General features: G+C 62.7%; 25 protein-coding genes. 10 read left to right on the forward strand and 15 right to left on the reverse strand.

Going from position 1 to position 25,101, the window contains the following annotated elements; translation table 11 throughout:
• Nucleotides 1-2 precede the first annotated feature (2 nt).
• The 4 genes from KCX59_RS11045 (at nt 3) to KCX59_RS11060 (ending at nt 3,618) form a co-directional block, all read left to right on the forward strand.
• Complete coding sequence (locus tag KCX59_RS11045) at nt 3-2,141, forward strand: iron ABC transporter permease (RefSeq protein WP_179018389.1); 2,139 nt, start codon at nt 3-5, stop codon at nt 2,139-2,141.
• Between the two features lie 53 nt (nt 2,142-2,194).
• Entirely contained in the window at nt 2,195-2,590 is a 396-nt protein-coding gene (locus tag KCX59_RS11050; protein ID WP_178993846.1) for a hypothetical protein, read from the forward strand.
• Between the two features lie 83 nt (nt 2,591-2,673).
• Entirely contained in the window at nt 2,674-3,294 is a 621-nt protein-coding gene (locus KCX59_RS11055; RefSeq protein ID WP_179018391.1) for a dihydrofolate reductase family protein, read from the forward strand.
• A gap of 66 nt (nt 3,295-3,360) precedes the next feature.
• Nucleotides 3,361-3,618, forward strand: coding sequence for an MBL fold metallo-hydrolase (locus tag KCX59_RS11060; RefSeq protein ID WP_179018393.1), 258 nt, complete (start codon nt 3,361-3,363; stop codon nt 3,616-3,618).
• Nucleotides 3,619-3,765: 147 nt separating this feature from the next.
• On the opposite strand, the gene KCX59_RS11065 is transcribed toward KCX59_RS11060, so the two are convergent.
• Complete coding sequence (locus tag KCX59_RS11065) at nt 3,766-4,206, reverse strand: hypothetical protein (protein ID WP_179018395.1); 441 nt, start codon at nt 4,204-4,206, stop codon at nt 3,766-3,768.
• A 227-nt stretch (nt 4,207-4,433) separates the two neighbouring features.
• On the opposite strand from KCX59_RS11065, the gene KCX59_RS11070 reads away from it, so the two are divergent.
• Together KCX59_RS11070 and KCX59_RS11075 are read left to right on the forward strand one after the other, a co-directional pair.
• Complete coding sequence (locus KCX59_RS11070; RefSeq protein WP_179018397.1) at nt 4,434-4,916, forward strand: pyridoxamine 5'-phosphate oxidase family protein; 483 nt, start codon at nt 4,434-4,436, stop codon at nt 4,914-4,916.
• A 6-nt stretch (nt 4,917-4,922) separates the two neighbouring features.
• Nucleotides 4,923-5,276, forward strand: coding sequence for a TraR/DksA family transcriptional regulator (locus tag KCX59_RS11075; protein WP_054808897.1), 354 nt, complete (start codon nt 4,923-4,925; stop codon nt 5,274-5,276).
• A 1-nt stretch (nt 5,277) separates the two neighbouring features.
• Here the strand turns inward: KCX59_RS11075 and KCX59_RS11080 are convergent, their stop codons facing one another.
• From KCX59_RS11080 to KCX59_RS11110, 7 genes are read right to left on the reverse strand one after another with little or no spacing between them, the layout of a single operon-like run.
• Nucleotides 5,278-5,538 (reverse strand): hypothetical protein, encoded by a 261-nt coding sequence (locus tag KCX59_RS11080; RefSeq protein ID WP_178993841.1) that lies wholly within the window; start codon nt 5,536-5,538, stop codon nt 5,278-5,280.
• Between the two features lie 27 nt (nt 5,539-5,565).
• Nucleotides 5,566-6,561, reverse strand: a complete 996-nt coding sequence (locus tag KCX59_RS11085) for a fumarylacetoacetate hydrolase family protein (RefSeq protein ID WP_179018399.1) — start codon at nt 6,559-6,561, stop codon at nt 5,566-5,568.
• Between the two features lie 9 nt (nt 6,562-6,570).
• Entirely contained in the window at nt 6,571-7,647 is a 1,077-nt protein-coding gene (locus KCX59_RS11090; protein WP_179018401.1) for an amidohydrolase family protein, read from the reverse strand.
• A complete protein-coding gene (locus KCX59_RS11095) occupies nt 7,644-8,768 on the reverse strand; it encodes an FAD-dependent monooxygenase (RefSeq protein WP_179018403.1) in 1,125 nt (374 codons plus the stop codon). Before KCX59_RS11095 ends, KCX59_RS11090 begins: the two co-directional genes overlap by 4 nt.
• 59 nt (nt 8,769-8,827) lie before the next feature.
• The gene (locus KCX59_RS11100; protein ID WP_178993945.1) at nt 8,828-9,805 is read right to left on the reverse strand and encodes a cyclase family protein; all 978 of its coding nucleotides are present in this window, start codon (nt 9,803-9,805) and stop codon (nt 8,828-8,830) included.
• Between the two features lie 26 nt (nt 9,806-9,831).
• A complete protein-coding gene (locus KCX59_RS11105; RefSeq protein WP_179018405.1) occupies nt 9,832-10,773 on the reverse strand; it encodes a fumarylacetoacetate hydrolase family protein in 942 nt (313 codons plus the stop codon).
• A gap of 4 nt (nt 10,774-10,777) precedes the next feature.
• A complete protein-coding gene (locus KCX59_RS11110) occupies nt 10,778-11,797 on the reverse strand; it encodes a VOC family protein (RefSeq protein WP_179018407.1) in 1,020 nt (339 codons plus the stop codon).
• A 276-nt stretch (nt 11,798-12,073) separates the two neighbouring features.
• Between KCX59_RS11110 and KCX59_RS11115 the strand changes: the two genes are divergently transcribed.
• From KCX59_RS11115 to KCX59_RS11130, 4 genes are all read left to right on the forward strand, one after another.
• Complete coding sequence (locus KCX59_RS11115) at nt 12,074-13,288, forward strand: MFS transporter (RefSeq protein ID WP_256871541.1); 1,215 nt, start codon at nt 12,074-12,076, stop codon at nt 13,286-13,288.
• Between the two features lie 29 nt (nt 13,289-13,317).
• Complete coding sequence (locus KCX59_RS11120; protein WP_179018408.1) at nt 13,318-14,274, forward strand: LysR family transcriptional regulator; 957 nt, start codon at nt 13,318-13,320, stop codon at nt 14,272-14,274.
• Nucleotides 14,275-14,355: 81 nt separating this feature from the next.
• Nucleotides 14,356-15,153 (forward strand): SDR family NAD(P)-dependent oxidoreductase, encoded by a 798-nt coding sequence (locus KCX59_RS11125; protein ID WP_178993830.1) that lies wholly within the window; start codon nt 14,356-14,358, stop codon nt 15,151-15,153.
• A gap of 38 nt (nt 15,154-15,191) precedes the next feature.
• A complete protein-coding gene (locus KCX59_RS11130) occupies nt 15,192-15,953 on the forward strand; it encodes an SDR family NAD(P)-dependent oxidoreductase (RefSeq protein ID WP_256871542.1) in 762 nt (253 codons plus the stop codon).
• Here KCX59_RS11130 and KCX59_RS11135 read toward each other — a convergent pair.
• From KCX59_RS11135 to KCX59_RS11165, 7 genes are read right to left on the reverse strand one after another with little or no spacing between them, the layout of a single operon-like run.
• A complete protein-coding gene (locus tag KCX59_RS11135) occupies nt 15,936-16,247 on the reverse strand; it encodes a hypothetical protein (protein WP_179018412.1) in 312 nt (103 codons plus the stop codon). The two genes, KCX59_RS11130 and KCX59_RS11135, sit on opposite strands and share 18 nt — an antisense overlap.
• A gap of 16 nt (nt 16,248-16,263) precedes the next feature.
• Nucleotides 16,264-17,571 (reverse strand): MFS transporter, encoded by a 1,308-nt coding sequence (locus KCX59_RS11140; RefSeq protein WP_178993826.1) that lies wholly within the window; start codon nt 17,569-17,571, stop codon nt 16,264-16,266.
• Between the two features lie 54 nt (nt 17,572-17,625).
• Nucleotides 17,626-18,864 carry a VWA domain-containing protein gene (locus KCX59_RS11145; RefSeq protein ID WP_256871543.1) on the reverse strand — a complete coding sequence of 413 codons (1,239 nt, stop codon included), beginning with the start codon at nt 18,862-18,864 and terminating at the stop codon, nt 17,626-17,628.
• Nucleotides 18,861-21,170, reverse strand: coding sequence for a DUF5682 family protein (locus tag KCX59_RS11150; RefSeq protein WP_179018414.1), 2,310 nt, complete (start codon nt 21,168-21,170; stop codon nt 18,861-18,863). Before KCX59_RS11150 ends, KCX59_RS11145 begins: the two co-directional genes overlap by 4 nt.
• Nucleotides 21,171-21,173: 3 nt before the next feature.
• Complete coding sequence (locus tag KCX59_RS11155; RefSeq protein ID WP_179018416.1) at nt 21,174-22,280, reverse strand: ATP-binding protein; 1,107 nt, start codon at nt 22,278-22,280, stop codon at nt 21,174-21,176.
• Nucleotides 22,277-23,719 (reverse strand): DUF5691 domain-containing protein, encoded by a 1,443-nt coding sequence (locus KCX59_RS11160; RefSeq protein ID WP_179018418.1) that lies wholly within the window; start codon nt 23,717-23,719, stop codon nt 22,277-22,279. Before KCX59_RS11160 ends, KCX59_RS11155 begins: the two co-directional genes overlap by 4 nt.
• Entirely contained in the window at nt 23,716-25,014 is a 1,299-nt protein-coding gene (locus KCX59_RS11165) for an SWIM zinc finger family protein (protein WP_179018420.1), read from the reverse strand. Before KCX59_RS11165 ends, KCX59_RS11160 begins: the two co-directional genes overlap by 4 nt.
• Nucleotides 25,015-25,101 lie beyond the last annotated feature (87 nt).

The following is a 25,101-nucleotide window of genomic DNA, read 5'->3' on the forward strand; positions in this document are numbered from 1 at the left end:
GCATGACCGACACTGTGAAGAGGCCCGCCATGACCGTTCCCACGGCCGTGGCGGGTGCTCCCGTACCTGCCGCGTCGACTGGACTATTTGTCCGCCGGCGCTCCGGACCGGTCCTGGTGGCTGGCGCCGGGGCAGTTATCCTGGCCCTGTTTTCGCTGATCCACCTCACACAAGGAACGGCCGACGTCGGCCCTTTCCAGCTGTTGGGGCTGCTCACCGGAGGCGGCACGGACCAGGAAACCGCAGTGTTGGTTGCCTCGAGGGTACCGCGACTTTTCGCCGGTTTGTTGGTCGGCGTGGCGTTGGGGGTGGCTGGCGCGGCTTTGCAGTCGGCCACCCGCAACGTCCTTGCTTCCCCTGACACGCTGGCTGTGAATGCCGGCGCGCATTTCGCGATAGTTGCAGTGGCTGCATTCGGCATGACGCTTCCGGCACTCCTGTCCGGTGGCGTCGCCTTCATCGGCGGCCTCGCCGCGGCGGTGCTGGTGCTTGCGCTGTCGGGCGGTGGTGCCAATGGCAATGGAGGCCCCATCCGCCTGGTGCTCGCCGGCACAGCGCTGGCGTTGGGCCTGCATTCGGCCACCAGCGCACTCCTTCTTTTGTTCAGTCAGGAAACCACGGGTTTGTATGCGTGGGGGCAGGGAAGTCTTGCCCAGTCCCGCACCGACGAGTTGATCCAGTTCACGCCTATAGTCCTCATGGCTATCGCCGCGCTCCTTCTCCTCGCACGTCGGATGGACCTGCTCGGCTTGGGTGACGACGCCTCCAGGCTGGCGGGTGCGGATCCGCGCCTGGCCCGGGTGGGCGCCGTCGTACTTGCCGTTGTACTGTCGGCAGCAGCGGTGACGATCGCCGGCCCGATCGGATTTGTTGGACTCTGTGCCCCTGCAATCGTGCGTCTTCTGGCCTCCCGTCTTCGCGGCCTTGGCCGGCATAGGGCGTTGCTGCCCATCTCCGGCTTGGCCGGTGCAGTGGTGGTCATCGGAGCGGACGTCCTTGTTCGTGGTCTTTTCGGTGCCCAAGCAGGCGTTGAAGTCCCCACCGGCGCAGTCACTACGGTCTTCGGAGCCGTATTCCTGGTGATCCTGGCCATGCGGATGTCCGACGCCGGGTTGAGTGTTGCCGGTGATGCCCTGGCAAGACTTCGCACGCGCAGGTTCTTCCTCACAGTATTGATCGGGCTCCTTGTCCTGCTCGCCGGCTTGCTGGTGGCGGGTGCCCTACTGGGTGATGCGAAGCTCCTGCTCGGGGATCTCGTCAACTGGCTCACCGGACAGTCGGGAACTCGTGTCAGCGCCGTCCTGGGTACACGAATGCCGCGTGTCCTGGCGGCGGTCCTCGCCGGCGCGGCCTTGGCTCTCGCCGGTGCACTTATCCAAGCGGTGTCCCGCAATTCCCTGGCCGAGCCCGGCATTCTTGGCGTCTCCGGCGGTGGCGGACTCGCGGCAATCATCGTCATCACCACAGTCCCGACGGCGGGCTCGTGGGTGGTCACTGGCTCCGCGCTTGGGGGAGCGGCACTTTCTGCCCTGTTGGTCTTCGGATTGGCTTTCCGCGGCGGACTTCAACAAAACAAGCTGGTGTTGATCGGCATCGGCATCTCCGCGGGGCTGGCGGCCGCTATCACCGTCCTCCTGGTGACGACAGATCCGTTCAACCAGACAAAGGCCCTCACTTGGTTGTCAGGCTCTACCTATGGCCGTAACTTTGCCTCCGTCCTGCCACCGCTGCTGGCTTTGGTGCTTGCGCTGCCTGTGCTGGCGGGCATGAGACGGGATCTCGATCTGATCGCCGTGGATGACGATTCTCCGCGCGTGCTGGGCATAGGGCTATCCGGATCCCGGGTGCTCCTGCTTACGGTGGCTGTGCTTTTGACCGCTGGTGCCGTCTCTTCGGTGGGCGTGATCGCTTTCGTGGGACTTGTGGCACCCCACGCCGCCCGCACACTTGTAGGCGCACGGCACTCAAGGGTCCTGCCCGTGGCAGCGTTGATCGGCGCCTGCACGGTGGTACTGGCCGATCTCATTGGCCGCACGGTCATAGCGCCGGCCCAGATACCTGCCGGAATCATGACGGCGTTGGTGGGCGCCCCCTACTTTGTGTATCTGCTCTGGCGTTCACGGGTGGACCGCACGGTCTAAGCTGTCCGCTATGCCGTCTGCCGGCGCGCGGCTTCTGCACATAGGATCGACTCATGGCCGGTTCACTGGATGTTCTTGGCCCCATCCTGGAAATGATGACGTGGGTGGGGTTTGTCCCCGGCGTGCCGTTGCTTTTATGTGCATGGGTCATTGCCCGGCGCCGATGCGTTTGGACCACCGCTGAGGGAGAACAGTTCGCCGCAGGCGGATTTCTGGGACTGCATTGGGTAGATCGGGCGAACGAGGAACAAAAGGTCCTGCTGGATATCCCTGCCCGCGAGGGGAGCGTTGAATCAGGCGCTGTGCTGGTCCACTACGACCTCTGCCACCCCTCCCGATGCTCGCTGCATCCGCCGCGCCACGACAACACCGTTCTGATTCTCGGCTGGATCCTCACTGGTGTTGGGATACTGAGCACCCTCGGCGGGTTCGTCCTTCTCCTTCTCTAGCGCGAACCCCTTGAACGTCCAATTGCTCCGGGGCTAGCATTTGCGCGCACGGTCAACGCGCACCGTAAACCTAGGAGACTGCTATGAGTGAGACGACCGCAAGCCTGATGGTGGACCTGATCATTTCCCTGGACGGCTACGCTTCTGCCGAAGGCTGGCCTGGTTGGTGGGGATTGGAAGGTCCGGAGTACCTGGCCTGGTTGGATGAAGAGGGAAAGAAGGACTTCACCACACTGATGGGCGCGAACACGTACCGGGTGATGTCGAGTATGTCGGAGGAAGCCTCTGAAGACAGTTCGGGGTTTTCAAAGGAGGAAGGCGCCAGCCTGAGCGGGTTGGCTGCCATGCCCAAGATCATCTTTTCCTCCACCCTGAAGGAGCCCTTGGCATGGCCCAACTCAGAACTTATTTCGGGTGATGCTGTGGAAGCCGTCCGGGAACTAAAGCGGACCCGAACCGGCACGTTGAGCACTCTGGGCAGCTTGAGCCTTTGCCGTTCCCTGCTGACGGCCGGTCTGGTGGACAGGTTTCGCTTGGTGATCTTTCCCGTGATCACCGGGAGGACCGGTAGTGAGCGAATCTATGACGGCTACCCGGATGTCGCATTGGAATTGGTGGACAGCCGGACGTTCGACGGCCGCTCGCAGCTACTGGAGTACATACCCACTGTCATCGAGGGCCCGCCACCAGCAAGGCAGGATTGAGTCCACATGGGTGCCGGCAGCGAATCAGTTCCGAATTTACCTGAATCTCCACCGGAAGCCGGGCCCTTGCCCGAAGTCATTGTCCAGCAGGTGCAGCTGCCTGCAGGGGTTGCGGGCCCCACAGAGATCAGTTTCGATGTTCGCTGCTTCGTGCTGCCTGTTTCCGGTGGGATTGTTCTGATTGACACGGGAATGGGAGGCAGTGCCGTGGATATCAACCAGGCGCTGGAACGTCTGGGCGCCGGTTGGGGTGATGTCTCCGATGTGGTGCTCACCCACTCCCATGCAGACCATTCCCTTCACTGCCGACCCAGTGGAGGCTGAATCATCGCTCCGGAAACTCTCCGAGGTATCGCACAACAGGATGCTGTTCTCGCATGGGGCCGAGATTTCCGATGCGAACGCCCGGCTCCGCGCCCTCCTCGATCAGCCTTCGTCCCTGTCGTAGCCCGCAAATGATGAGCGCGTACCTCAGCTAACTTTCAGTGACTGACCTTCACTAACGTGTTCGAACAGTGGAGCGAGGCAATCAGAGTAATAGGTCATGGCCTCGGCGAAAGTGAGCAACTTTGGTCCGCCGGCGGTGGTAACTGCCGAGCCCTGTGGGTCTGCCAGGTCCACCTGGCAGAGAACAGGTTCGCGGCTGAAGCCATTGGCGGTCAAGGTGGCAATTCCCCAAGGGTGGCTTGGGTCGGTCACGGAGATGCCGGCAGCATCGAAGGTATCCCGCAGGACGTAGTGCGTGACCGTGCGCCAGGACTGGACAAAGGGCTGCTGCAGTTGCTCAATCAGGTCATCGTCGTCGCTGTCATAGGCGTCCGAGAGGGCGGCGGAAAGAGCATCCCATTCGTGGGCATCGCGGACCATGAGGTGCGCGGCCCGAAGGCGGGCGATAGTTTCATTCAACGTCATGGTAGTCCCCAAACTTCCCGTCGCTTTGCCTGACCCGAATGGGCAGGCCGGACCGCCGTCGGCATGTCACTATCAAACAGAACGGATGAAGCAGCAGCATGATTCCCTGAAAAACGGTGTTTTTGCTTTCTAGCCGCGTCATTCCTTGGCCGCCTAGCAAATCAGTAGCCTTACTAATAGGGTGGTTGTGGGGAAGGCCCCCGGATGCGAAGAGAAGTGAGGCCCGCATGACTGAAGAGCAACCCATCAGCAAAGTCACGGACATCATCAACGATTCCAAGATCGGAATGCTGACCACCGTCAATGAAGAAGGTGCGCTGGTCAGCCGGCCGCTGGCTGTCCAGGAAGTGCAGGACGACGGCGACATGTGGTTCTTTACGGGACTGGGGACCTCACAGGTTGCCCACGTGAGACAGGATCCGCGAGTCAATGTCTCCTTCGGCAAGAGCACCGAGTGGGTGTCTGTAGCCGGGACTGCCCACGTGGTCACGGACCGACAGAAGATCCACGAGATGTGGAACCAGGTTGTGGAGGCATGGTTCCCTGACGGTCCGGACACCCCGGAAGTTTGCCTGATTCACGTGGATTCGGATTCGGCAGAGTACTGGACGAGCCCGGGCGGAACGGCAGCAACGGTACTTCAATGGGTCAAGTCCAAGGTCACCCACTCCCGCTTCAGCGTGGGCGAAAGCGGCACAGTGGAACTATGACCCGCCATGGTTGACGTCGAGCGGTTTCGGGTCCTTTTGGAGGAGGAAAGGAGTCGCAAACTCGAACTGCTCAAGGCGCTGCGAAGCGACATCAGTTCGGTGAGCCTCGCCCGGCAAGACTCCAATGTGGACGACGAACACGATCCCGAGGGCAGCACTATAGCCTTCGAGCTCTCCCAAGCGTCCGCCCTCATGAGCCAAAGCCAGGTTGGCTTGGAGCAGATCGATGACGCACTGGCGAGGATAGCGGCAGGAACCTACGGACTGTGCGCGGTGTGCGGCGTGGCCATACCCGAGGGCAGGTTGGAGGCGAGGCCGTGGACGCCGTTCTGCGTCAACCACGCCTCAGGAAGAAGCTGAGTCAGCTGGACATTCCCGGCGAAACCGGCACGAACTCAATGCCCTGCTGGACCTTCTTCCTGGGGCCCCGGTTGAACCCTTTGGCGTCCAGGTGGTTGCCGGCACGGTAGGCTGCCAGCGCTTGGTCATAAATCTCGTTGAGCCGCCGCCCGGTGAAGACTTCCGTGGTTCCGTCGGCGAAAACCACGCTCACTGACACGCTTCCCGGGAAGTGCCTGTTCATTCGGATAAAGCCTTGCGCGTCCTGCTGCAGGGAAATCAAGAATTCCGCCCTTTCGACGATTGTTACCTACAGTTTCTCAGCAGTGGCCGCAACACGGTGACGCGGCCGGCTCAGCGCAGGGACCCTGGTGATGGCCGCCCGCCGTTCGCCCACGGTATTCTCGATGCTTCCGATTCCCTCAACGGTCATCCGGACCACGTCTCCGGTCTTCAAGGGTGGGGGAGTCTTGGCACCGTTCCGTCCCCAAAGTTCAGCGAGGCATCCTCTACCGCATGTCCCGGAGCCCAAAACGTCGCCGGGTCGCACCACTGAGTCCTGCGAGGCATACGCTACGAGTTCGACGAAGGGCCAGCCCATATTGGACAGCAAATCCTGTCCAATATGTTCGCCATTGACCTCAACGGCCATGGAGATCGGCAGGAAGCCTTCGGCGTCGTGCAGGTGCTCAAATTCATCAGCAGTTACGATCCACGGGCCCAAGGTGTTGGCGAAGTCCTTGCCTTTGCAAGGACCCAGACTGACTTTCATCTCACGCCTTTGCAGGTCGCGCGCCGACCAGTCGTTGAGGACTGTGTAGCCGAAGATGTGCTGGTGCGCGTCGGCCGCCGACAGGTTTCTGCCTTCACTTCCCGGTACATGCCCGACGACGGCCGCTACTTCGGTCTCGAAATCCAGCTCGTTGCAACCGGCCGGGATTCCGATCACTTCTTCCGTACCGGTCACAGTATGCGGATTCGTGAAGTAGAACGTGGGTGCCTCATACCACTCGGGCACCACGCCGGCCACGCCGTCGATGCTCTTCCGCACGCCTTCCACATGTTCCTCGAACGCCACGAAGTCGCGGATGGTGGCGGGTACCAAGGGCGCCAGCAACTGTACCTCGGACAGGGGAACGGAAGATGCCGTTCGAACTGTTTCCGCAGCGATTTCCAGCGTTTTGGCCAAGCCTGCACTTAACAGGTGGTTCACGGTTTGTCCCTCGGGCAACGGGAAGCAGCTGCCGTCAGCTACGAACCCGGCCCGAGTACCGCCGTCGTCATTCCAGCGGGCGATCTTGACCATGTCTTTTCCTTACGCTCTGGAGCGGACGGTGAGGGCTGCCGCAGCGGTGATGCCCAAGGCAGCAGCGTTGCCAGCGAGAACCTTGGCGTCATCGGTCGCGGGGAGACCGGCCGCATGGACTTCACCAACGGGATTGTCGGAGCCCATGTCGAACGGGTAATCCGAGCCAAGCATCACCTGCCCGGGGCCCGCGACTTCGACGAGGGCGCGCAGCTCGCGGGGCCCGTGCGTCAGGGAGTCGAAAAAGATCCGCTGAAGGTAGGAAGACGGCGGTTCGGCGCACCGCTGCGCCTCAGGGCGAACCTTCCAGGCGTGGTCCGATCGGCCGATGGTAGTGGGAAGGTAGCCACCCCCATGTGCGGCGAGGATCTTGAGGCCGGGGTGCCTGTCCAGCACTCCACTGAAAATCAGGTGGGACAGGGCTACGGCGTTCTCTGCAGGCTGGGAGACCGTGTTGGCCAGGTAGAAGCGATCCAGTCGCTCGTCCAATGAGCAGCCGAACGGGTGCAGGAACACAATGGCGCCCAGCTCCGAGGCCCGGCTCCAGAAGGGTTCCAGTCGTCGATCGGAGAGTTCAACGGTGCTCCGTTCCGGGTCTCCGGGAGTGGCCGCAAAGGACCCGATCTCCACGCCCATGAGGCCACAGCCAAGAACGGCATGTTCCAAGGCTTCGACCATGAGCTGCGGGTGCTGCAACGGAACCAAACCCAGTCCGTTCAACCGTTCGGGCGCTTGCTGCACAACGTCGCGCACTGCCTCGTTGGACTGTTTGGCGAGCTTGAGCGCGAGTCCTTCACCGGCGAAATAGTAGAAGCGCGACGGCGAGGGCGAAACCAGCTGCACGTCCACGCCTTGGGCGTCCATGTCCGCCAGGCGACGTTCCAGGTCAGTGAGCTGTGGCCAGCGCTCCTTAATCATCAGGCCGGAGTTGGCCATGGACTCGGGCCCGTTTCGCCTCACTTCCAGGGCCTGCAGCTCAGCGAATCCTTGAGGGTCTCCCTCTGCCACCAACTGCTGGAGTGCTGGAATGAGGACATGCGCGTGGACATCCACAATGGGGTGTTGGGCGGTGTCGATGTGGGTCATGCGGGTTCCTTGAGCGTAGTGGAGAGCGAGTTCATGAGGCCGGGGACGTCTGCGTCCCGGACGCCGTCCAGCATCCACTGGCCCAACTGGACCGACGCCCTCACCACGGCGGTTGCCCTCTCCATCCGACGGTCGGCGAACTCCTTCCAGAGAGTCTCGGTGACGTGGTCTGCGGCAATCAACAGTTCCGCGAGGACCGCAGCATCTTCCAACGCCATGGCAGCACCTTGGGCAACAGTGGGCGGGCAACTGTGTGCTGCATCGCCGATGATGACGATGCGCCCACGGTTCCAGGGGCCTTCCACGAGGTGCGAGGTGAACCAGGTGTAGTTGATGCGTGCGCCATGGTCCAGGTTGGATCGGATCTCGTTCCATGGGCCGCCGTACGCGGCGGCGAGTTCCGTCATCACCTTGGGTCCGTCCTCGTGCCGGCGTTCTTGGGCTTTCTCCACAAGGTAGGCGTAGATGGTGTTAGGTCCGGTGGGGCAGTATCCGGCGATGAAACACGGCCCACCGTAGGTCAGATCAGTTCTGACGACTTCCTCCGGCCGCTCGACGAAGGCTCGCCAGATACCCATGCCGGTGGGTTGTGGCTCCTCGTTGATGCCGATCGCCTTACGTACGGCCGAGTGGAGTCCGTCAGCGCCGATGAGCAGGTCATAGCGCGAGCTGCCGCCGTCGGCAGTGCGGATGGTGACGCTGCCGCCGTCGTCCGTCATAACTGTGACGGCCTTGCCGTAGCTGATCGTCGCACCGGCGTCTTCGGCACGGTCCCGAAGTATCGAGGTCAAGTCCGGGCGGTACATTCCCAACGTGGCCGGGAGATCGTCACCACCGGTTTTGATGTCCTCGAGAACGGCCAGGACGGTCCCGTCGGGATTGGGCGCCCGCAGGACGAGGGTGCTGAACCCGTAGCCTTTTGCTTCCACCTGTTCCCAAACACCCAGGGTGCGCAGGATGCGCAAGGCGTTTCCCTGCAAGGTGATGCCGGAGCCCAGGGTTTGCGGTTCGGTGGCCTTCTCCAGAACCTCCACCTCGACGCCGGCTTCGGCCAGAAGGATGGCGGCGGCCAGTCCCGCAGCTCCCGCTCCGACGATTCCGACCCTCTGTACTGCTGCCATCTTTGACTCCTTTGTGGTGACGGCGTTACTGCCTATTGTGCTGCGTTGTAACAGATTTGCTAGCGGACGGCGATGGGGTTGACCGGGGAACCGACAGCGCCCGTGATGGGGAGTGGAGCGGCGGTGAGCATGAACTCGTACCTGCCGTCTGCCGCACACGCCTCGGCCAGATTATCCGGATCCCACATTTCACCAAGGAACAATCCGAGGTTTGGAATGGCGATCTGGTGAAGCGGCTGGAAAGCACCCTCAAACTCATTGGGCCGGACCTCGAATCCCCAAGTGTCCGTTGCTACCCCGGCGATTTCCGAGGCGTGCAGCCACGATGCGGTGGTGAAGGACAGACCCGGCGCCGAGCCGCCTGCGTACTCACCCCAGCCGTCGCGGCAGGCCCGCGTGTACTGCCCTGTGCGGATCACCACGATGTCCCCTCGGCGAACGGCGGAGGTGGGGCCCTGGCGTTCAATGGTTCGCTCCAGATGCTCCGGAGTGATGGCGAAGCCGTCGGGTAATTCTCCGTCGGCGCGCCCCAGCTCCGGACCCAGTGCGCGGCCCACATCCAGCAAAACGCCACGGGTGACAATTTTGGCGGCGGCGGTTTCGATCCCTGTCACCAGGTCGCCTTCTGAAGTCACGACGTCGCCTGCTGCCCGGCCGTTCCAAGCTTTGCCGCGATCAAAGATATGGCCCAGCCCGTCCCACTGAGTGGAGCACTGCAGCGGCATGGCGATCACATCATCAGCCCCGCCGAACCCGTGGGGAAATCCCTGATTGCCGCGCTCAGCATCTACGCCGGTGTCGGTCATGGTGTGGACCGGGTTGGTTCGGCGACGCCACCCCTTCTGGGGTCCATTGGTATCGAACGGCTGGGACAAGGAGAACGCCTCGCCCGACCTCACCAGCGAGGCCGCCTCCACCCGCTTGCCATCGTCGATGAAATTGAGGGTACCGAGGACGTCGTCCTCACCCCAGCGACCCCAGTTGTTGTACAGCTTGGCGGCTGCGGTGATGCTGGCCATCGGATCAGCCCGCTGCATCGTGTGCGCTTCCACGGCGTCGGTAGTCACTGTTCGTCCTTGCAGTGGATGATTTGGGTACCCAGCCCGGTGATAGTGCCTTCCATGACATCGCCGTCCTGGAGGAGCCTGCCCCAGTGCTGGCCGTTGCCGGCGGGGCTGCCGGTCAGCACCAGATCGCCTGGCCGGAGCGGCATGATCTGCGACGCTTCGCTGACAAGCTTGGCGACGCCGAAGATCATGTCTTGAGTGGACTCGTCCTGCATGGCCTTGCCATTGAGCTTCAGTGTGACCTGGACGTCCTGTGGGTCGCCAAAGAACTTCGCCGGCACCAGCAGGGGACCGGTGGGCAGGAAGCCGGGGGCATTCTTGGCCCTGTACCAGTCCGAACCGATGGCGGGCATGTCCTTGCGGAAGACGTACTCCCGGGTGGTGATGTCGTTGACCATGGTGTAGCCGAAGACATGCTCGAGAGCCTTTTCGGGGGTGACGCGGAAGGCTTCCTTCCCAATCACGGCGGCCAGTTCCAGCTCCCAGTCGTGGGATTTGCTGTAGCCCGGGAGTGTCAGGTCATCCGTAGCCGGAGCAATGGCGGTGGGAAGCCCGATAAAGAAGTACGGCGTCCCCTGGCCTGCTCGCTTGTCCATCATGGCCGCCGTCTTGGCCCGCACCTCTTCTGCGTCCTGGCCGGATTCCCGGTGTGCCACGGCAAGGTCAATCACGTGCTTGCGGTAGTTGGCTCCGGTTTGCAGCACTTGGGCGGGTTCCACCGGAGCCAGGACCTCGACGCCGGCGAGTGCCAGGCCCGACTGCCCATCGGCTGATGCGGCAAGCTGGTCAAGTACGCTTTCGGTGGTTTCCCAGTGCTGGATCAGTGAGTTGATGTCCGTATCCAGTGGCAGGACACGTTCGCCTACCAGCAGGCCCGTTTTGGCTTTACTGTCGCCGGGTTCCTGGAAGCGGATCAGGGAGTATGTTGCGTTCGCCATGGATTTAGCCCCGACCCTGCTTTGCGTAGGGGTTCAGGAGAGCTTCTTTCATTTCTGCGGAAGCGCCTTCCTCCGTCGCGGTGAAACCTTCGGCCGGCGGGAAGGATTCTGTCATGGAGTGTGGCATCGCACCGTTCTTGTAGAAGTTGTTGGATCCTTCCGAGGGCTTCCACGTGTTGGCGTCCCAGTCCGGAACGTAGTTGCGGTAGCCGCCGGAGTTCAGCTCCACCCGCAGGCCTGACGGGTCGCGGAAGTACAGGAAGTTCTGCTCTCCCACGCCGTGAATGGACGGACCATATTCCATAGGAGTGCCGTTTTCCATCATCACATCGGCGGTGCGGAGCAGGTCCTCGGTAGCGTCCACCCAGAAGGCGATGTGGTTGACTCGGCCGGCGCGCTTGGAGGTATCGAGCACGACGCCGAGGTCGTGGGACTTCTCGTTGGTGGTCAGTACTGAGAACACCGTGATGGGTGCTTCATCCAGGTCGACGAAGGCCATGACGCGGAAGCCAAGAGCCTCGTTGTACCACTTGGCGAAGCCCCGGACGTCAGAGGAAGCGACCGTGACGTGGTCCAGGAAGCGGGGAGCAGCTGCGTGGCTGCTGCGGCGCTCGGGACGGTCCGGATAGATGGATTCGAAACCGGGTTCTGCAACGAATTTCTCTACGTCGTAGAAGAGGCGCATGTGGTGGCCGTAAGGACCCGTGAACTCGTAGGCTTTGCCGAAGCCGTGGCCGCCCGCAGTCCAGGTGCCCTGCACCCCGGTTGCTTCAACGCGGGCTGCTGCAGCTTCGAGCGCGGCCTGCGAGTTGGTGCGCCATGCCATCCGACCCAAGGAGGCCTCCGGGCCTTCGGTAATCACCAGGCTGTAACGGTAGTAATCGCCCCAGCATCGCAGATAAACGTTGCCATCTACGCGGTCGATGATGCGCATGCCGAATTTTTCCTCGTAGAACCGTGCCGAGGCTTCGATGTCCGGCGTGGTGATCTCGAGGTGGGCAAGATGGGAGAGGGGAGTTTCCACGATGAATTCCTTCTAAGTGCTCTGGTTGCTCGGACAGTTATCTGCAGGTCCTGTATCAACCATGAGTCACATCACGTATTCGGAGAAGGGCAACTATCTGATAGCAACTATCCGTTGAACAAATAGTTGTGGCGGGCAGGTGGGTATCGATCGTACGAATACCTGCTATACCAAAACCGCTATTCTCCGCCTACAGACCCCTTGCCACAGTGAATGCAGTCCCTCCCGGCGTTTCTGCCACCCCGGGGACCATCTTCAAAGGCGAAGGAACACCTAATGAGCACCATGGACCCAACGGCAACTGAAACCCGCCCGCCACTTGCCGGCCGAGCGGCCGGAAAGACACAGGCTGCGCTACTGGTCGCCGGCAGCTGCATGCCCGTACTGGGTGCAGTTCTGCTGGCACCCGTACTCCCCACCCTGAACCAGGTCTTCGCCGATACCGCCGGAGTCGCCATCCTGGTTCCCTTGGTCCTTACCTTGCCAGCCCTGTTTGTGGCGTTGTTCTCGCCGCTGGCCGGGTACGTGGCGGATCGTGTGGGACGCAAGCAACTTCTTATAGTTGCGATGCTGGCGTACGCCCTCTTCGGAACGGCGCCTCTATGGCTGGACTCCCTCGGGGCCATAGCGTTGTCGCGAGTCGGCGTAGGTATCGCCGAGGCTGCGATCATGACGTGCTGCACCACCCTGATCACCGACTACTACGCGGGCCAGCAGCGGAACAAATACTTAGGTCTCCAGACCATGGTCAGCGCGCTGGCAGCCACTGCCTTCTTCGCACTGGGTGGCGTCCTGGGCAGCATCAGCTGGAGGACTCCCTTCTGGCTGTACGCTGTCAGCGCGGTGTTGGTGGTCCCCATGATTTTCAAACTGTGGGAACCGGCAAAGAGCCAAGCCCACGTCGCTACGACGGCGAAACAGCCGGTGCCATGGCGACAAATTGGTGCGCCGGCCGCTGTGACACTGTTCGGTGGCATTGTGTTTTACGCTTTGATCGTCCATCTGCCCTACGTCATTACCGGGCTGGGCGTTACGGACACCGGGCTCATCGGTGGAGCGGCTGCGGTCGCTTCCTTGGCCACTGCAGCAGGCGCCATCTCCTTCCGTTACCTCGCCAAATTGGGTACCCGCAAACTGCTGGTGGGCGCCTTCGGCCTTGCCGCCGTCGGGCTTTGCGTGGTGTCGGCAGCGGGCAGCGTTCCTTTGGCAATACTGGGTGCCGTTGTGGCCAGCGCCGGTACCGGTGTGCTGTTGCCGACACTCCTGACGTGGGCCGTCAACGGACTGGAGTTTTCCCAGCGCGGCCGCGGCACGGGTATCTGGACAGCAACCTTGTTCATCGGGCAATTCCTGACGCCCATCGTCCTCGGCGCAACGGCTGCCGCCCTGGGGAACCTCGCCCTCGCACTCGGGGCATTGGGCGGAGCTTGTGCCCTCGCGCTGCTGGCCGTCCTGGTTCGAGGCCCGCGGCTTGTGAGCGCAACGCACTAATGTCCTCCACCGCTGGATAACCTAGGGGCATGAAGAACCTGGACCTGAACCTGCTGCCACAACTCCAGGTTCTGTTGGAGCTGCGGAATGTTTCCCGGGCGGCCGAGCGGCTGCAGCTTAGCCAGCCGGCCACGAGTGCTGCGATGGCAAGGCTCAGGAGGCATTTCGACGACGAACTTCTGGTCCGCAACGGGCGCACCTATGAGCTCACTCCCTTCGCGCAATCTTTGGTCCCGTTGGTTGATGAAGCCATGCTCCACATCCAGCGGGCCACGCGCGTCCGGTCCGGGTTCGATGCCACTACAAGCGAGCGGGAGTTTGTGATCGCCGCATCTGATTACGCGGCGGCACTCATCGTGGGTCCTTTGCGCGGGATCCTTCAGCGGGAGGCGCCACAGGTGGTGGTGAATTTCGTCCCCACGTCCGGGCTCCAGGGAACCATGGCCGAATATTCCAGGATGGACCTGTTGGTGGGGCCCACCGGCTACAGGATGCAGGGTGAGAGCAAACAGCTTTTCCGGGACAGCTTCGTGGCTGTGGCCGATGCAGGAAATCCGGTTCTCCATCTGCCCCGATTGACGTTGGAGGACCTCGTTGCGGTGCCGCACGCTGTTGGATACTTCGGCGAGGGCATCAGCACACCGGCCGACAAGCTTTTTGAATCCCGTGGGGTTCGGCGACGCGTAGCGGCCGTGGTGGCCGGTTTCCTGTCACTGCCGCTCCTGGTAGAGGGCACGGATCTTGTGGCGCTGGTTCCGCGCATGCTGGCCTCAAGGGCGCAGCGAGGGGCGAACATCGAAGTCCTTGAGTTCACCGAAGAGCTCGAAGCTGCGTTGGTGGAGGCCATGTACTGGCATCCCTCCCAGACCGAGGATCCCGCAAACGTCTGGCTCCGTTCCGTAGTCCAGCGCGCCTGTTCACAGCTCCATGAGATTTTTCCGGTGACGGCGCATCCTGTCGTCGTGTCGGCAGGTCACAGCAGTTAGCCAGCGCCCATCCACGGCATGGATAGCTCCTATCCTGAATGCGGTATTCCCCGATAGCTGACGTGGCCACAGGATGGTGGGATGACAGTCGACTCCGCCGCACCGCCACTCCGCCTCGCCGGGAAGGTAGCCGTGATTACCGGCATTGCATCCGGGCAAGGCCGCGCCGCAGCCCTGCTTTTCGCCCGGCAAGGAGCAAAGGTAGTGGGGTGCGATCTCGACGTCAACGGGGCTGAGGCCACGGTGGAAGCCATCCGTGCAGAGGGAGGGGCTGCAGAGCCCGCCCAAGAGGTGGACCTGAGCAATGAGGCTTCCGTGCGAACATGGGCAGGCGTCGTGGACAGGCTCCATGGCCGGGTTGACGTACTCTACGCCAACGCGGCGGCCACCCGCTTTGCGGCGTTGGAGGCGATCAGCTACGAAGACTGGACCTGGAATTTCCGGCACGAGGTGGACGTCGTGTTTCTTCCCGTCCGGCACTTTTGGCCGTTGCTCGGTAAAGCCAGGCAGTCCGCCGTCGTTCTTGTTGGTTCCACGGCAGGGGTGTCCGGCTCGGTGACCAACGGGCGACTGGCACACACCGCAACCAAGGGCTCGGTGGTGGCAATGACAAAACAGCTGGCGGCAGAAGGCGCTCCCCGCGGGATTCGCGTGAATTGTGTCAGTCCGGGCATGATCCGCACTCCCGCCACGGAGTCCGATCTCCTCGCGGAAGAGCATCCCATGCGCACTATTGCGGCACACATACCGCTCGGGCGGGTGGGTGATGCCATGGAGGTAGCCAGCTGCGCGCTGTTCCTTGCTTCCGATGAGGCCTCCTATGTCACCGGCGCCAACCTCATGGTCGACGGCGGCTGGTCAGCTGTTCTGCCTGGATGACCCGTTCAGAAGCTAAGGATGTCTTTGCCGTGATTGACATGACTGATCGAAATGTTGTGATTACCGGGGCCAATGGCGGGCAGGGTCTTGCCGAAACCCTGATGTTGGCCGCGGCAGGAGCCGCCGTAGTCGCGGCAGACCTGGCCGCGGAGCCCTCGACTGCCATGAAGGCCGCAACCGCTGAATACCCGGACCGCATTACTTACCGCCAGCTCGATGTCACCCGGACGGATGATTGGAGGGCATTGGCTGAGTACCTGCAAAGTGCAAGCGCCCGGCTGGACGGCTTGGTCAACAACGCCGGCATCACCCGACGCAGCCGCCTGCTTGAGGTAACCCCGGCCGATCTCGCTGCGGTATCGGATGTGAACGTTACGGGGGCACTGTTGGGAATGCAGGCCTGCGTCCCGCTGATGAAGTCCGGGGGTTCCATCGTCAACGTTGGATCAGTGGCAGCGCTCACCGGGCACTATCCGGTCGCCTACACTGCCAGCAAATGGGCTCTGCGTGGGCTAACCATCGCCGCCGCCACGGAGCTCGGGCCACAGGGAATCCGGGTCAATTCGGTACATCCAGGATTCATTGAGACCCCCATGACCGCCGATGCAAACCCCGTGTTCAAAGAAGCCACCATTGCCGAAACCCCGCTGGGCCGGACCGGGACGCCGGAGGAGGTGGCCGCCGTCGTGCTTTTCCTCCTGAGCCCCATGGCCGCTTTCGTCACGGGAGTGGACCTGCCGGTTGACGGTGGACAGAGCAGCCACGGAGGAGCGAAGTCAATCTCAGATGCCCTTCGCTGACGGATTTCCCTCAGTCCCCGGGCCCTTCAACCGGTAATTCAGCAGGACGATTCCGGACGGGTAATGACGGCACCCCATAAGTTCCAACTTCGTCCACTGGCTGACCCTGCCGAAGAACGGAACCCCGCCGCCCATGGTTGCTACCTCGCGGAAGGTGTTGGCCCCCATGATGTAAGCCCCGGTTCTGCGCTCGGTGGCTTCAAAACCGTAGTCCTCGTCCTTGGCCATGGCGTCGTTCAGCCATGAAAGGTCGCCGTTCTCTGACGCGATGTATCCGTCCAAACTGGCAGCCATGCCCCGAACACCCTACTCACGGCAAGGATTCCGTGTCCGGGGAGGTTTCAGTTGTGCTGGCCCGGTCGGCGGCTGCGCCCTGCTTCCGGCTGGCCAGCAGGAACGGCAACGCGATGAGCTCAATGAATCCTGCCATGGCCAATGATGCCGGATAGCCGTAAAGGTCAGCTCCCCGGCCCAAGACCGGCTGGATAACTACGCCGCCGCTGGAGCCCATCAGCGAGTCGAAGCTCAGGACTGTGGCCCGCTGCTTCGAAGGGATCATGTCGTTGACATAGGCCTGCCGGACGGGCGTGGCGGCAGAACCGACGACGGCCCAGAGCGCGAGCAATATCAGAGCCACCCAGAAGATACGCGTGAAACCGAGGACCAGAAGGATGACGCCACCCACCGTCGCTCCAAGGATGAGCACGGAGGTGCGCCTGTGGAATAGCTGCCGGGCGTGCGGGGCGAGCCAGCCTCCCAGGATCTGCGATCCCGCAACAATCGCGGCGGCCAAGCCCGCGATGGAATAAGCCCTGGGGTCGCCGAACAGGTCAAGGAGGTACGGCTGCAGTGCGTAGAAGACGTAAATTCCGACGCCGGCACTAAAGGGGGCGGCCAGCATCACGTAACGCACGGGCGGGTTTTTCAAGCCGTTCTCGATCGACGCAGACAGTACCGCCCTTGTCGCGCGGAGGGGATGCGTCGAACGCTCAGGCGTGAAGCCGACGTCGTGCATGAGTCCAAAGGCCACCGCAAACATGGCGAGCAGAACCAGCACACGAAGGAGGAAGGGCACGCCAAGATTGGTGGCCTGGGCAATCACCCCTCCTGCTACTGAGCCCACCAGCATCGCAACACCCTGCACCATCTGGCCTCGGCCAAGCACAGATTCCAGCCCGCCTTCGTAGCCCGAGAAACGCAGGGCATCCACGAGCCATGCTTCAACAGCACCGGAGAAGAACGTAAAGCCGAGACCCAGGAGAACCGAGACCACAGCCCACATCCAGAACGGCGCGGAGATCTGCCACATCACGAAGTACAGATAAGTGGACACGGCCAGCGTCACCGTTCCCAGCAGGAATGACGCCCGCCGGCCCCACCCGTCGGCGATCACTCCGGTAGGGACCTCAAACAGCACCATGCCTACGGTGAAGAAGGCGTTGGCGGCAAACGCCTCCAGGTTACTTAAACCGGCATCCAGCAGGAACAGGGTGTTGATTCCCCAGATGAAGGAGGCCGCAACGGTATTGCCCAGCGTCAATGTCAGATAGACGCGCTGGATCTTTCGGGCGGCGTCATTCAGGGTGTCGCCGCCCTCGCCGGTGCGAGGAGGGACCACCAGCTAATTCTCGCGCCGTTGCCCGTCCTCCGCCAGAGCTCCGTGGATGGAGAACTACGTTTCGTGACTTGTGGGGATGTCTTGGGAGGCCGCCCATTCGCTGACATCCCGGCGCTCAATGGCCGCAGCCATCATGTCCGGAAAGAGATCCGGTGTGCACGCGAAAGCCGGCACGCCGATGCCGGCCAGAGCCGCTGCATGACGTGAATCGAAGGACGGATGGCCGCTGTCGCTCAACGCCAGCAAAGCAATCATGGTGGTCCCGCCACCCACAATTGACGCGGCTCGACGCAGCATCTCTTCAGCTATGCCGCCTTCATAAAGGTCGCTGATCAGGACAAGGATGGTCTCGGCGGGCTTGGTTATCTGATCCTGGCAGTAGGCAAGGGCTCGGTTGATGTCGGTCCCGCCGCCCAGCTGTACGCCGAACAGCACATCCACGGGGTCATCCAGGTCGTCCGTGAGATCTACAACTTCGGTGTCAAAAACCACTAACCTGGTGCTCACGGACCGCAGAGAGCTGAGAACTGCTCCGAAGACACTGGAGTACACCACGGATTCAGCCATTGATCCTGATTGGTCAATGCACAGGATAATCTCGCGCTGAATCTCGGTGCTGCGCCTTGCATGGCCATGCAGCCGCTCAGGCACCACCGTGCGGTACTCGGGCTGGTAATGCTTGAGGTTGGCGGCGATGGTCCTGTTCCAGTCGATGTCCCTGTGCCTTGGGCGGCGCGTCCTGGCGGAACGATTGAGGGCACCTGAGACTGCTTGGATCGTCTTGGCGCGCAGCCGTTCCTCAAGTTCCGTGGTGACCTGGCGAACGACTGACCTGGCGGTTTCCCGGGACTCTTCGGGGATCACCCGCCCCAGTCCCACCAAGGTGCTCACCAAGCCAATGTCCGGTTGTACAGTGCGCAGCATCTCCGGCTCCAACAGCAACTGCCTCAGGCCGAGCCGGTCCATAGCATCAGACTGCATCACTTGGACCACTGAGGAGGGAAAGTACCCGCGGATATCCCCGAGCCAGCGGGCCACGCGTGGACTCGACGACCCCAGTCCTCCCCGCTGTCCGGACCCGCCACCGTAGAGCTCTTCCAGCGCCTGGTCCCGTCTAACATCATCATCGGATAGTTGGACGGAGACACCGTCCTCTGTTGAAATGCCGTCCGCGTCCTGCCCGCCCAGTACCAGACGCCACCGGCTCAACCGGTCCCGGCCGGCACCGGCGGACGCATTGCCGGAAACATCGGCCGAGCCTGAGCCATCCGTCTGGTCGGAAGTACCCGTCATGCGATCGCCTCCCATCCCAAAATTCCTGCCATCGTTTGTATTGCCGGGCCAGCTCCGGCCAGGTCCATGTTGATGGCTTCCGCGCTGCCGCCAGACCCGACCCGGCTTAGCTGCTCGCCGATTTCCCGCCGCTCAGGCCTGCTGAAAGCCGAGAACGTCCTCCTGACCAATGGCAAGACGTCCTCGAACACTTCGTCGTCCACACCCTCCACCCAGTCATCGACGATCTGCAGGAGGCGCGGATCGTGGATGAGCAATGTGGCGTCCCCGGACAGCAGACCGTCCAGCCACGCAGCGGCTTCCGGCGCGGGCGTGGCGATGGAGAGGCGTCGACTAAGACGTGCCGCCACGTCGTCTCCTTCCACCAACCCCGCGTCCATCAGAAGCCGGGTGGCCCTACCAGCCACCGCACCATGAATGGTGTCTGACTGGGCCACTGCGGCAAGCGCTGCATGCCAGTCATCCAACGGCAGCTCAGCCAGCAGGGCCAAACCATCCTGCGCCGAATCAATGGCCCGACGCATCGCGCCAGCAGCATTGTCATCCAGGCCGGCGCAGGCCGTGGGCAGTCCCACACAGGCGCGCACCACCGTAGCTTCGAGGATCTTCCGAACATCACTCACGTCTACCGCTCGAACGTTGCCGTACCTGCAAGTGCGGGCCAAGGGGGCGATGGTTTCCAAAAGGGGAGCAGTGTCCTGCTGAAGTGCGGTGCGTTCCGCCAGGACGGACACGACGCCGGCAATACCGTCGGGTAGTTCGGCCAGGAGACAGCCTTCCAACAGTTTGCCAAGGACCGGCAGGCCTTCGGCTGCCTGCGCCTGCTCCGAGACGAAAGTGCTTGCGGCTGAGGCAACGGTGGTGCCGTAGCGGCTGGCTTCCACCACCGAAACAGCCAATTCAGGCTTCCACAGGAGGGTCCACGCTTCTTTGAAAGTGCCGGTGGTCCGGCCGGTGTCCGTTGGCTGACCCCAGTCCACCCCCAGCAGCGCAAGGCGGTGGAGTAACACCGAACGTGCCAACTGGTTCGGCTTACGCAGGTCCAGGACCATGACTTCTTCCATGGCGCTGGCTTTCATGCGCAGCCTGCGCTGGGTAGCGGCGAGGTCGGCGGCCAACGGGAGGGTTGGCACAGAGTCTGGAACGTTCCCCAGCTCGCGGCCAACAGTAAGTTCGCGGTGAACCAGGGCCAGCGGCAGGGGAGAACCGTCGCAAAGAACAGTCTGCGCGGCATCGTCCAATTCAGGTAAGCCAGGGCTGGGCCTTCCGCGAACGGCGGCCAACGCGGTAGCCATCCTGCTGGCCTCTACCACCGACGCAGTGGACGCATCCAAGTTCTCTTTACGAAGCGCATGGGCTACCCGAACCAGCCAAGTTGTTGCCACATCCCTCGTGGGATCGTTCACCATCCAATGTGCGAACAGGTGTTGATACCAGCCCGGCGCAGTGACCCCTGCGCCGTATCCGCTGCCCAAGCTGAGCCGGTTCGAGGTCCAGGGAACCCAGGTGACGGCCACCTTCGCTTTCGGCAAACCGGCGAGTACCTTGTTGTCGGCCGAAGCTGAAGGAAAACCGGCGGGTACCAATGCCGGTGCGTGATAGGCGCCGCACACTACAACGATGCGTTCATGCCCTTCCCGCATGGCAGCCCGCAGGATGCGCCGCATGGCAGCTTCCCGGCGATTGTTCTCCACCACGTCAGGATGGTCAGCGGGACGCTGATCCATGCCGCGGATTTCCGAGATCGCATCGAGGAGGGCATCAAACCGCTCAACAGGGTCCGAGTTCCTGTGTTCCACCGCGTCCTCCCACCAGCGCTCAGCATCGCTGTACCCCGCAGCCTCGGCCAGCATCCCGATAGCGTCGGGCCGGAAAGCCAGCTGCGCGACAGCTGGAGGTTCCTCGACAGTGTCGGCGGTGCCGCCGTCGTCCTCGGTGGGGTCATCCTCCACCGAAGCCGATAATGCACGTTCCTCCGCTACCCGGAGCGCAAAGGTGTGTGCAGCAGGCAGGTCGATGGCACGCACGGACTTACCGGTGGTCAGGGCCCAGCGGATTGCTACCCATTCAGGCGAGAAACCGGCCATCGGGTAGAAGGAGGCCAAACGGGGCTCGTCCACAGCGTAAATCAGGCCGGCGACCGGCGGAACCATGTCCGGATCCGTGACCAGCGGGATGACCTGGTCAAGTTCGGGCGGCCCTTCGACCAACACCAGATCAGGTCGAAGGGCTGCCAAGGCTTCAGCAACGGAATGGGCCGAACCAGGACCGTGGTGGCGGATCCCGAGAATGTGGACGTCTGTCATGTCTTAGTTGGGCGATTCGAGATCGCGGCAGGCCCGGTAGAGGTCTTTCCATTCAGGCCGATTCCGGACGACGGTCTCCAAGTACTCCTGCCAGATCACGCGGTCCTGGACGGGATCCTTGATTACTGCGCCCACCAGGCTCGCGGCCACATCGTCCGCCCGGACGGTGCCATCTCCAAAGTGCGCCGCCAGGGAGAGCCCGTTGGTCATCACGGAAATAGCTTCCGCCGTGGATAACGTAGCCGATGTCGATTTGATGGTGGTGCGCTGGTCCTGGGTTACGCCGGACCGCAGCTCGCGCATGACAGTGACCACCCTCCGGATCTCGGAAAGTGCAGCCAAATCCGCCGGCAGCTCCAGGGACTCACCGAGACTGCGAACACGGGTAGTCACAATCTCCACCTCTTGGTCGATGCTGTCCGGGAGCGGCAGGACCACTGTGTTGAAACGGCGGCGAAGGGCGGACGAGAGGTCGTTGACGCCTTTGTCGCGGTTGTTCGCGGTGGCGATCACGTTGAAGCCCTTCCGTGCTTGGACTTCCTCGTTGAGCTCGGGAATGGGCAGGGTCTTTTCGCTAAGGATGGTGATGAGGGAATCCTGCACATCGGAGGGGATGCGGGTAAGTTCCTCCACGCGCACCAGGCTTCCCGTCTCCATGGCCCGCATGACGGGACCGGGGACCATGGCGGCACGGGAGGGTCCATCCGCGAGCAGACGCGCATAGTTCCACCCATAACGCAAGGCTTCTTCCGGTGTACCCGCCGTGCCCTGAACCACCAGAGTGGACGAGCCTGAGATCGCTGCGGCCAGATGCTCTCCAAGCCATGTTTTCGCGGTTCCCGGAACGCCCAGCAGCAGCAGGGCGCGGTCCGTGGCCAGTGACGCCACGGCGATTTCCACCAAGCGTTCGGAGCCCAGATACTTTGGAGTGATCACGGCCCCATTGGCCAACGTCCCACCGAGGATGTAGGTGGTGACAGCCCAAGGGGAGAGGCGCCAACTGGGCGGACGGGGGCGGTCGTCAACAGCGGCCACGGCGCTGAGCTCATCGGCATACGCATTCTCGGCGTGGGCGCGAAGAACTTCCGTTGCATTCTGGGCGTCGGTCATCGGAAAGCCTCCGTCAGGGATTGTCTGAATGATTGGTATTGGACGGCATCGCGCAGCACCCGGCGCCGGACGGCGTCATCGTCTGTTCGTGCCAAAAGTTGCCGGCATTGTTCGGTGGCCGCCGGCGGAAGGGCGGTAGGAAGGACTGCGGCCAGCGTCGCTGCCAAGCGGCCGCCGTCCTTGCCGGAAATCAGTGTCAGTACCGCTTCCGCCAACGGCGCGGACCAAGGCTGCGGCACGTCCTGCAGTAGGGGAGCCAGCGTCAGCGGTTCGTCGCCGCTTTCCCGGACATGCCTCACCAGCCAATGTTCCCGCTCGTCTGGAGGGAGGCAACCCAGCAGCCTTCTGTCCGTCCTGACAGTCAGCAGCGCGCGTGCCCACTCAGCATCTTCGCGGGCGGCAGTGGTGGCGATCAACGCTTCCATGATGCGCGGTTCGCCCTGCAGCAGTGCCGCGGTGCCCGCCCGGTTCCGGCCGGATACCGATGTCCAAACCTCAAGCGGTGCGCCACGGATGATCACATCCAACCGTGCAAGCCGATCAGGTTCACCTCTGCGGGGATCGGCGGGAATTCCGTCGCGCAGTGCCTCTTGGTCAGGGGCCGGAGGGAGATCGATGTCCAGGCGCTTGTTCAGGAGCCCTTTGACGTGCAGCAGCGGTAGGAGCCGGGTGGCCATGCGGGCTGCACGCGCACTCCCGGGGAGTTGGTCGAGGAGCCGGAGCGCAACGTCCCGTACGCTCTTCGCTTTGTCGTCCAAGGCTTGTTCCAGCAAACCTTCGTCGTCGTCATTGAGGTTGCCGGCAAACAGGGCCAGGTTGCCCGCGCGTTCCCTGGCGCTGAGCGACGTCCAGTGCCCACGGAGCTGCTCGCGCGCAGCTGCCGGGTCACGGCCTCTTAGCCGGTCCAGCTCGACTGCAGCGGCGGCGCTCCCAAGTTCAGACCATTCTTCTGCCGGTTCGTGTGAGGACGGGCTCTTAAGTTCTTGCAACCAGCGGCCGCGGGTTCCGATTGCCGGTTCAAGACTCCTGAAAACAGCGGATCTGCTCTCCGCCAAATTGAGCAACGCCGGCAGCAGCCGGTGAGGGACCCGCCGTCGTGATTCTTCGGCAAACCTCAGCCAGTCCACCACCAGCTGGATTCTCAGCTCAAGCCCCACGGGCGGCTGGGTCAGCAATAGCTCCAAGAGCCGGGCGGCCTCACCGCTGGCTTGGAGCTCCGTGTCAGCGGGGGCAGGCGAAGCCAAGCCGGGGGCTGGGGTTGAGGATGCTGTCCGGGACGCACGGGTCACGGCGTCGGCCAGTGCTGCTTGATCCAGCAGGGATTCCTCGCGGGTCAGGTTATCCGGCGCACGAAAACCCAGCGCGACGGGCGGCTCGGGGGCGTCGTGCCGAGCGGTTCCCACCAAGGCCGCTGTTCGGAGTTCTGCCAACCAGATCATGGGGTCACCACCGTTCCATCGACGACGACGGTCAGCGGACGCAGGCGGCCATCTTCCAGTTCTCCGAAAACATCCGCAGCATGGCCACCTGTCAGTGCCAGCAGGGAGTCGAGGGGAGCATCTACCAATGGAAGTGCGTCGCCACTCGGATCATGCACCCACCCCATGCCCTGCGGGTTGACGGTGACACCTTCCAGCATCACCGGATGCCTGGTCCGCCACGGCGAGCGCGCGACTGCTGCTGACTCCTGTTCGAGCGCTTGCCGGATGCTGTAGCCGGTGCCGAGGCTTCTGGCCACGCCCTGTGGGGTGATGGGTCCTGTGAACAAAGCACGCCGTGGCGCTGAACCGGGGTAACGGGCAACTGTGACATCAAGCTGCGCTCCCGCGAGTTGCGGCGCAGCCAGCCCCTGGCCTTGTCCGGCGAAGTCCAGGATGACAACCGTCGTGCCGTCGGGTGCGCGAAGCCAGGTCCGTTGTTGCTGGAGGCGTCCGTCGTCACTGCGGTGGGCTCCGAGCACCAGCCACGGGCCCACCAGCGACTCGGTGTCCTGTACGTCAGCAGATGCCGTGGCCCAGCCGAGGGCAGCCTTGACGTCAGCGAATTCGTCCGGTGTGAGTGCGTCTCTTGCGGCCCATGCCTTTGTCAGGGCCCACCACCGGCCCGCGTGAAGGAGAAGATGGTCTGCCCAGTCCGTCCTGCCGTGGATTTGGGATGCCATTTCCCGCACTTGTTCGGCCAAACCGGGAACCTGGGAGTCCACCAAGCGGGCTGCCACGCCATCCCACCAGGAATATGGCTGATTGCGGGCAGCGGCAAGTCCGGTCCGTACGAGGTCCGTTAGCCAGCGCGAGAAATCATCGATCCCGGCATCCATGAGGGCGAGCCTGGCGGCGAGCCGCTTTGCCTGTGCTTCCGGATCAACGGGTTGTTCGGCCTGTCGCCGTTCTTTTGCCGTGGCACGATCGGCCCGTTGATCGGCCCATTCCTTTGCGAAATCAGCGGTGTCGGCTCCGGCCTCGGCTGCCTCACCCCGGGACCAAAGAAGCAGCAGTGCCAATGCGTGCTTGCAGGGAAACTTCCGGCTGGGACACGAGCACCGGTAGGCGGGTGCGATGATGTCCACGCTCACTTGATATGGCGTTTTCCCGCTGCCTTGGCACTTTCCCCATACAAGGACATCGTTGCTGCCTGAGTCGGACCACGGGCCGGGATGCGCAAGTTTCCGTGCTGCTGCAAGCGAGGACGAGTCCGGGGCGGCCTTCATTACTGTCTCTTCGCTCCAACGCCCCATGAATCACATTCTGCCTGACGGCTCCGACACTATAGAACAGCAGTCACGGTGTGGCGTTGGACCAGCGTTACCCCAGGGCGTTAGGAG

It is taken from the genome of Paenarthrobacter nitroguajacolicus, assembly GCF_051027655.1.
In the GTDB taxonomy this organism is placed as follows: Bacteria; Actinomycetota; Actinomycetes; order Actinomycetales; family Micrococcaceae; genus Arthrobacter; species Arthrobacter nitroguajacolicus.

What these genes read in the sequence shown, in the direction of transcription:
- KCX59_RS11090 (WP_179018401.1), bottom strand. Translation starts at nt 7,647, where the DNA reads ATGACCCACATCGACACCGCCCAACACCCCATTGTGGATGTCCACGCG.
- KCX59_RS11065 (WP_179018395.1), bottom strand. Translation starts at nt 4,206, where the DNA reads ATGACGTTGAATGAAACTATCGCCCGCCTTCGGGCCGCGCACCTCATG.
- KCX59_RS11160 (WP_179018418.1), bottom strand. Translation starts at nt 23,719, where the DNA reads ATGATCTGGTTGGCAGAACTCCGAACAGCGGCCTTGGTGGGAACCGCT.
- KCX59_RS11055 (WP_179018391.1), top strand. Translation starts at nt 2,674, where the DNA reads ATGAGTGAGACGACCGCAAGCCTGATGGTGGACCTGATCATTTCCCTG.
- KCX59_RS11125 (WP_178993830.1), top strand. Translation starts at nt 14,356, where the DNA reads ATGACAGTCGACTCCGCCGCACCGCCACTCCGCCTCGCCGGGAAGGTA.
- KCX59_RS11085 (WP_179018399.1), bottom strand. Translation starts at nt 6,561, where the DNA reads ATGGTCAAGATCGCCCGCTGGAATGACGACGGCGGTACTCGGGCCGGG.
- KCX59_RS11050 (WP_178993846.1), top strand. Translation starts at nt 2,195, where the DNA reads ATGGCCGGTTCACTGGATGTTCTTGGCCCCATCCTGGAAATGATGACG.
- KCX59_RS11075 (WP_054808897.1), top strand. Translation starts at nt 4,923, where the DNA reads ATGGTTGACGTCGAGCGGTTTCGGGTCCTTTTGGAGGAGGAAAGGAGT.
- KCX59_RS11095 (WP_179018403.1), bottom strand. Translation starts at nt 8,768, where the DNA reads ATGGCAGCAGTACAGAGGGTCGGAATCGTCGGAGCGGGAGCTGCGGGA.
- KCX59_RS11135 (WP_179018412.1), bottom strand. Translation starts at nt 16,247, where the DNA reads ATGGCTGCCAGTTTGGACGGATACATCGCGTCAGAGAACGGCGACCTT.
- KCX59_RS11130 (WP_256871542.1), top strand. Translation starts at nt 15,192, where the DNA reads ATGACTGATCGAAATGTTGTGATTACCGGGGCCAATGGCGGGCAGGGT.
- KCX59_RS11070 (WP_179018397.1), top strand. Translation starts at nt 4,434, where the DNA reads ATGACTGAAGAGCAACCCATCAGCAAAGTCACGGACATCATCAACGAT.
- KCX59_RS11155 (WP_179018416.1), bottom strand. Translation starts at nt 22,280, where the DNA reads ATGACCGACGCCCAGAATGCAACGGAAGTTCTTCGCGCCCACGCCGAG.
- KCX59_RS11120 (WP_179018408.1), top strand. Translation starts at nt 13,318, where the DNA reads ATGAAGAACCTGGACCTGAACCTGCTGCCACAACTCCAGGTTCTGTTG.
- KCX59_RS11115 (WP_256871541.1), top strand. Translation starts at nt 12,074, where the DNA reads ATGAGCACCATGGACCCAACGGCAACTGAAACCCGCCCGCCACTTGCC.
- KCX59_RS11045 (WP_179018389.1), top strand. Translation starts at nt 3, where the DNA reads ATGACCGACACTGTGAAGAGGCCCGCCATGACCGTTCCCACGGCCGTG.
- KCX59_RS11150 (WP_179018414.1), bottom strand. Translation starts at nt 21,170, where the DNA reads ATGACAGACGTCCACATTCTCGGGATCCGCCACCACGGTCCTGGTTCG.
- KCX59_RS11165 (WP_179018420.1), bottom strand. Translation starts at nt 25,014, where the DNA reads ATGGGGCGTTGGAGCGAAGAGACAGTAATGAAGGCCGCCCCGGACTCG.
- KCX59_RS11100 (WP_178993945.1), bottom strand. Translation starts at nt 9,805, where the DNA reads ATGCAGCGGGCTGATCCGATGGCCAGCATCACCGCAGCCGCCAAGCTG.
- KCX59_RS11105 (WP_179018405.1), bottom strand. Translation starts at nt 10,773, where the DNA reads ATGGCGAACGCAACATACTCCCTGATCCGCTTCCAGGAACCCGGCGAC.
- KCX59_RS11145 (WP_256871543.1), bottom strand. Translation starts at nt 18,864, where the DNA reads ATGACGGGTACTTCCGACCAGACGGATGGCTCAGGCTCGGCCGATGTT.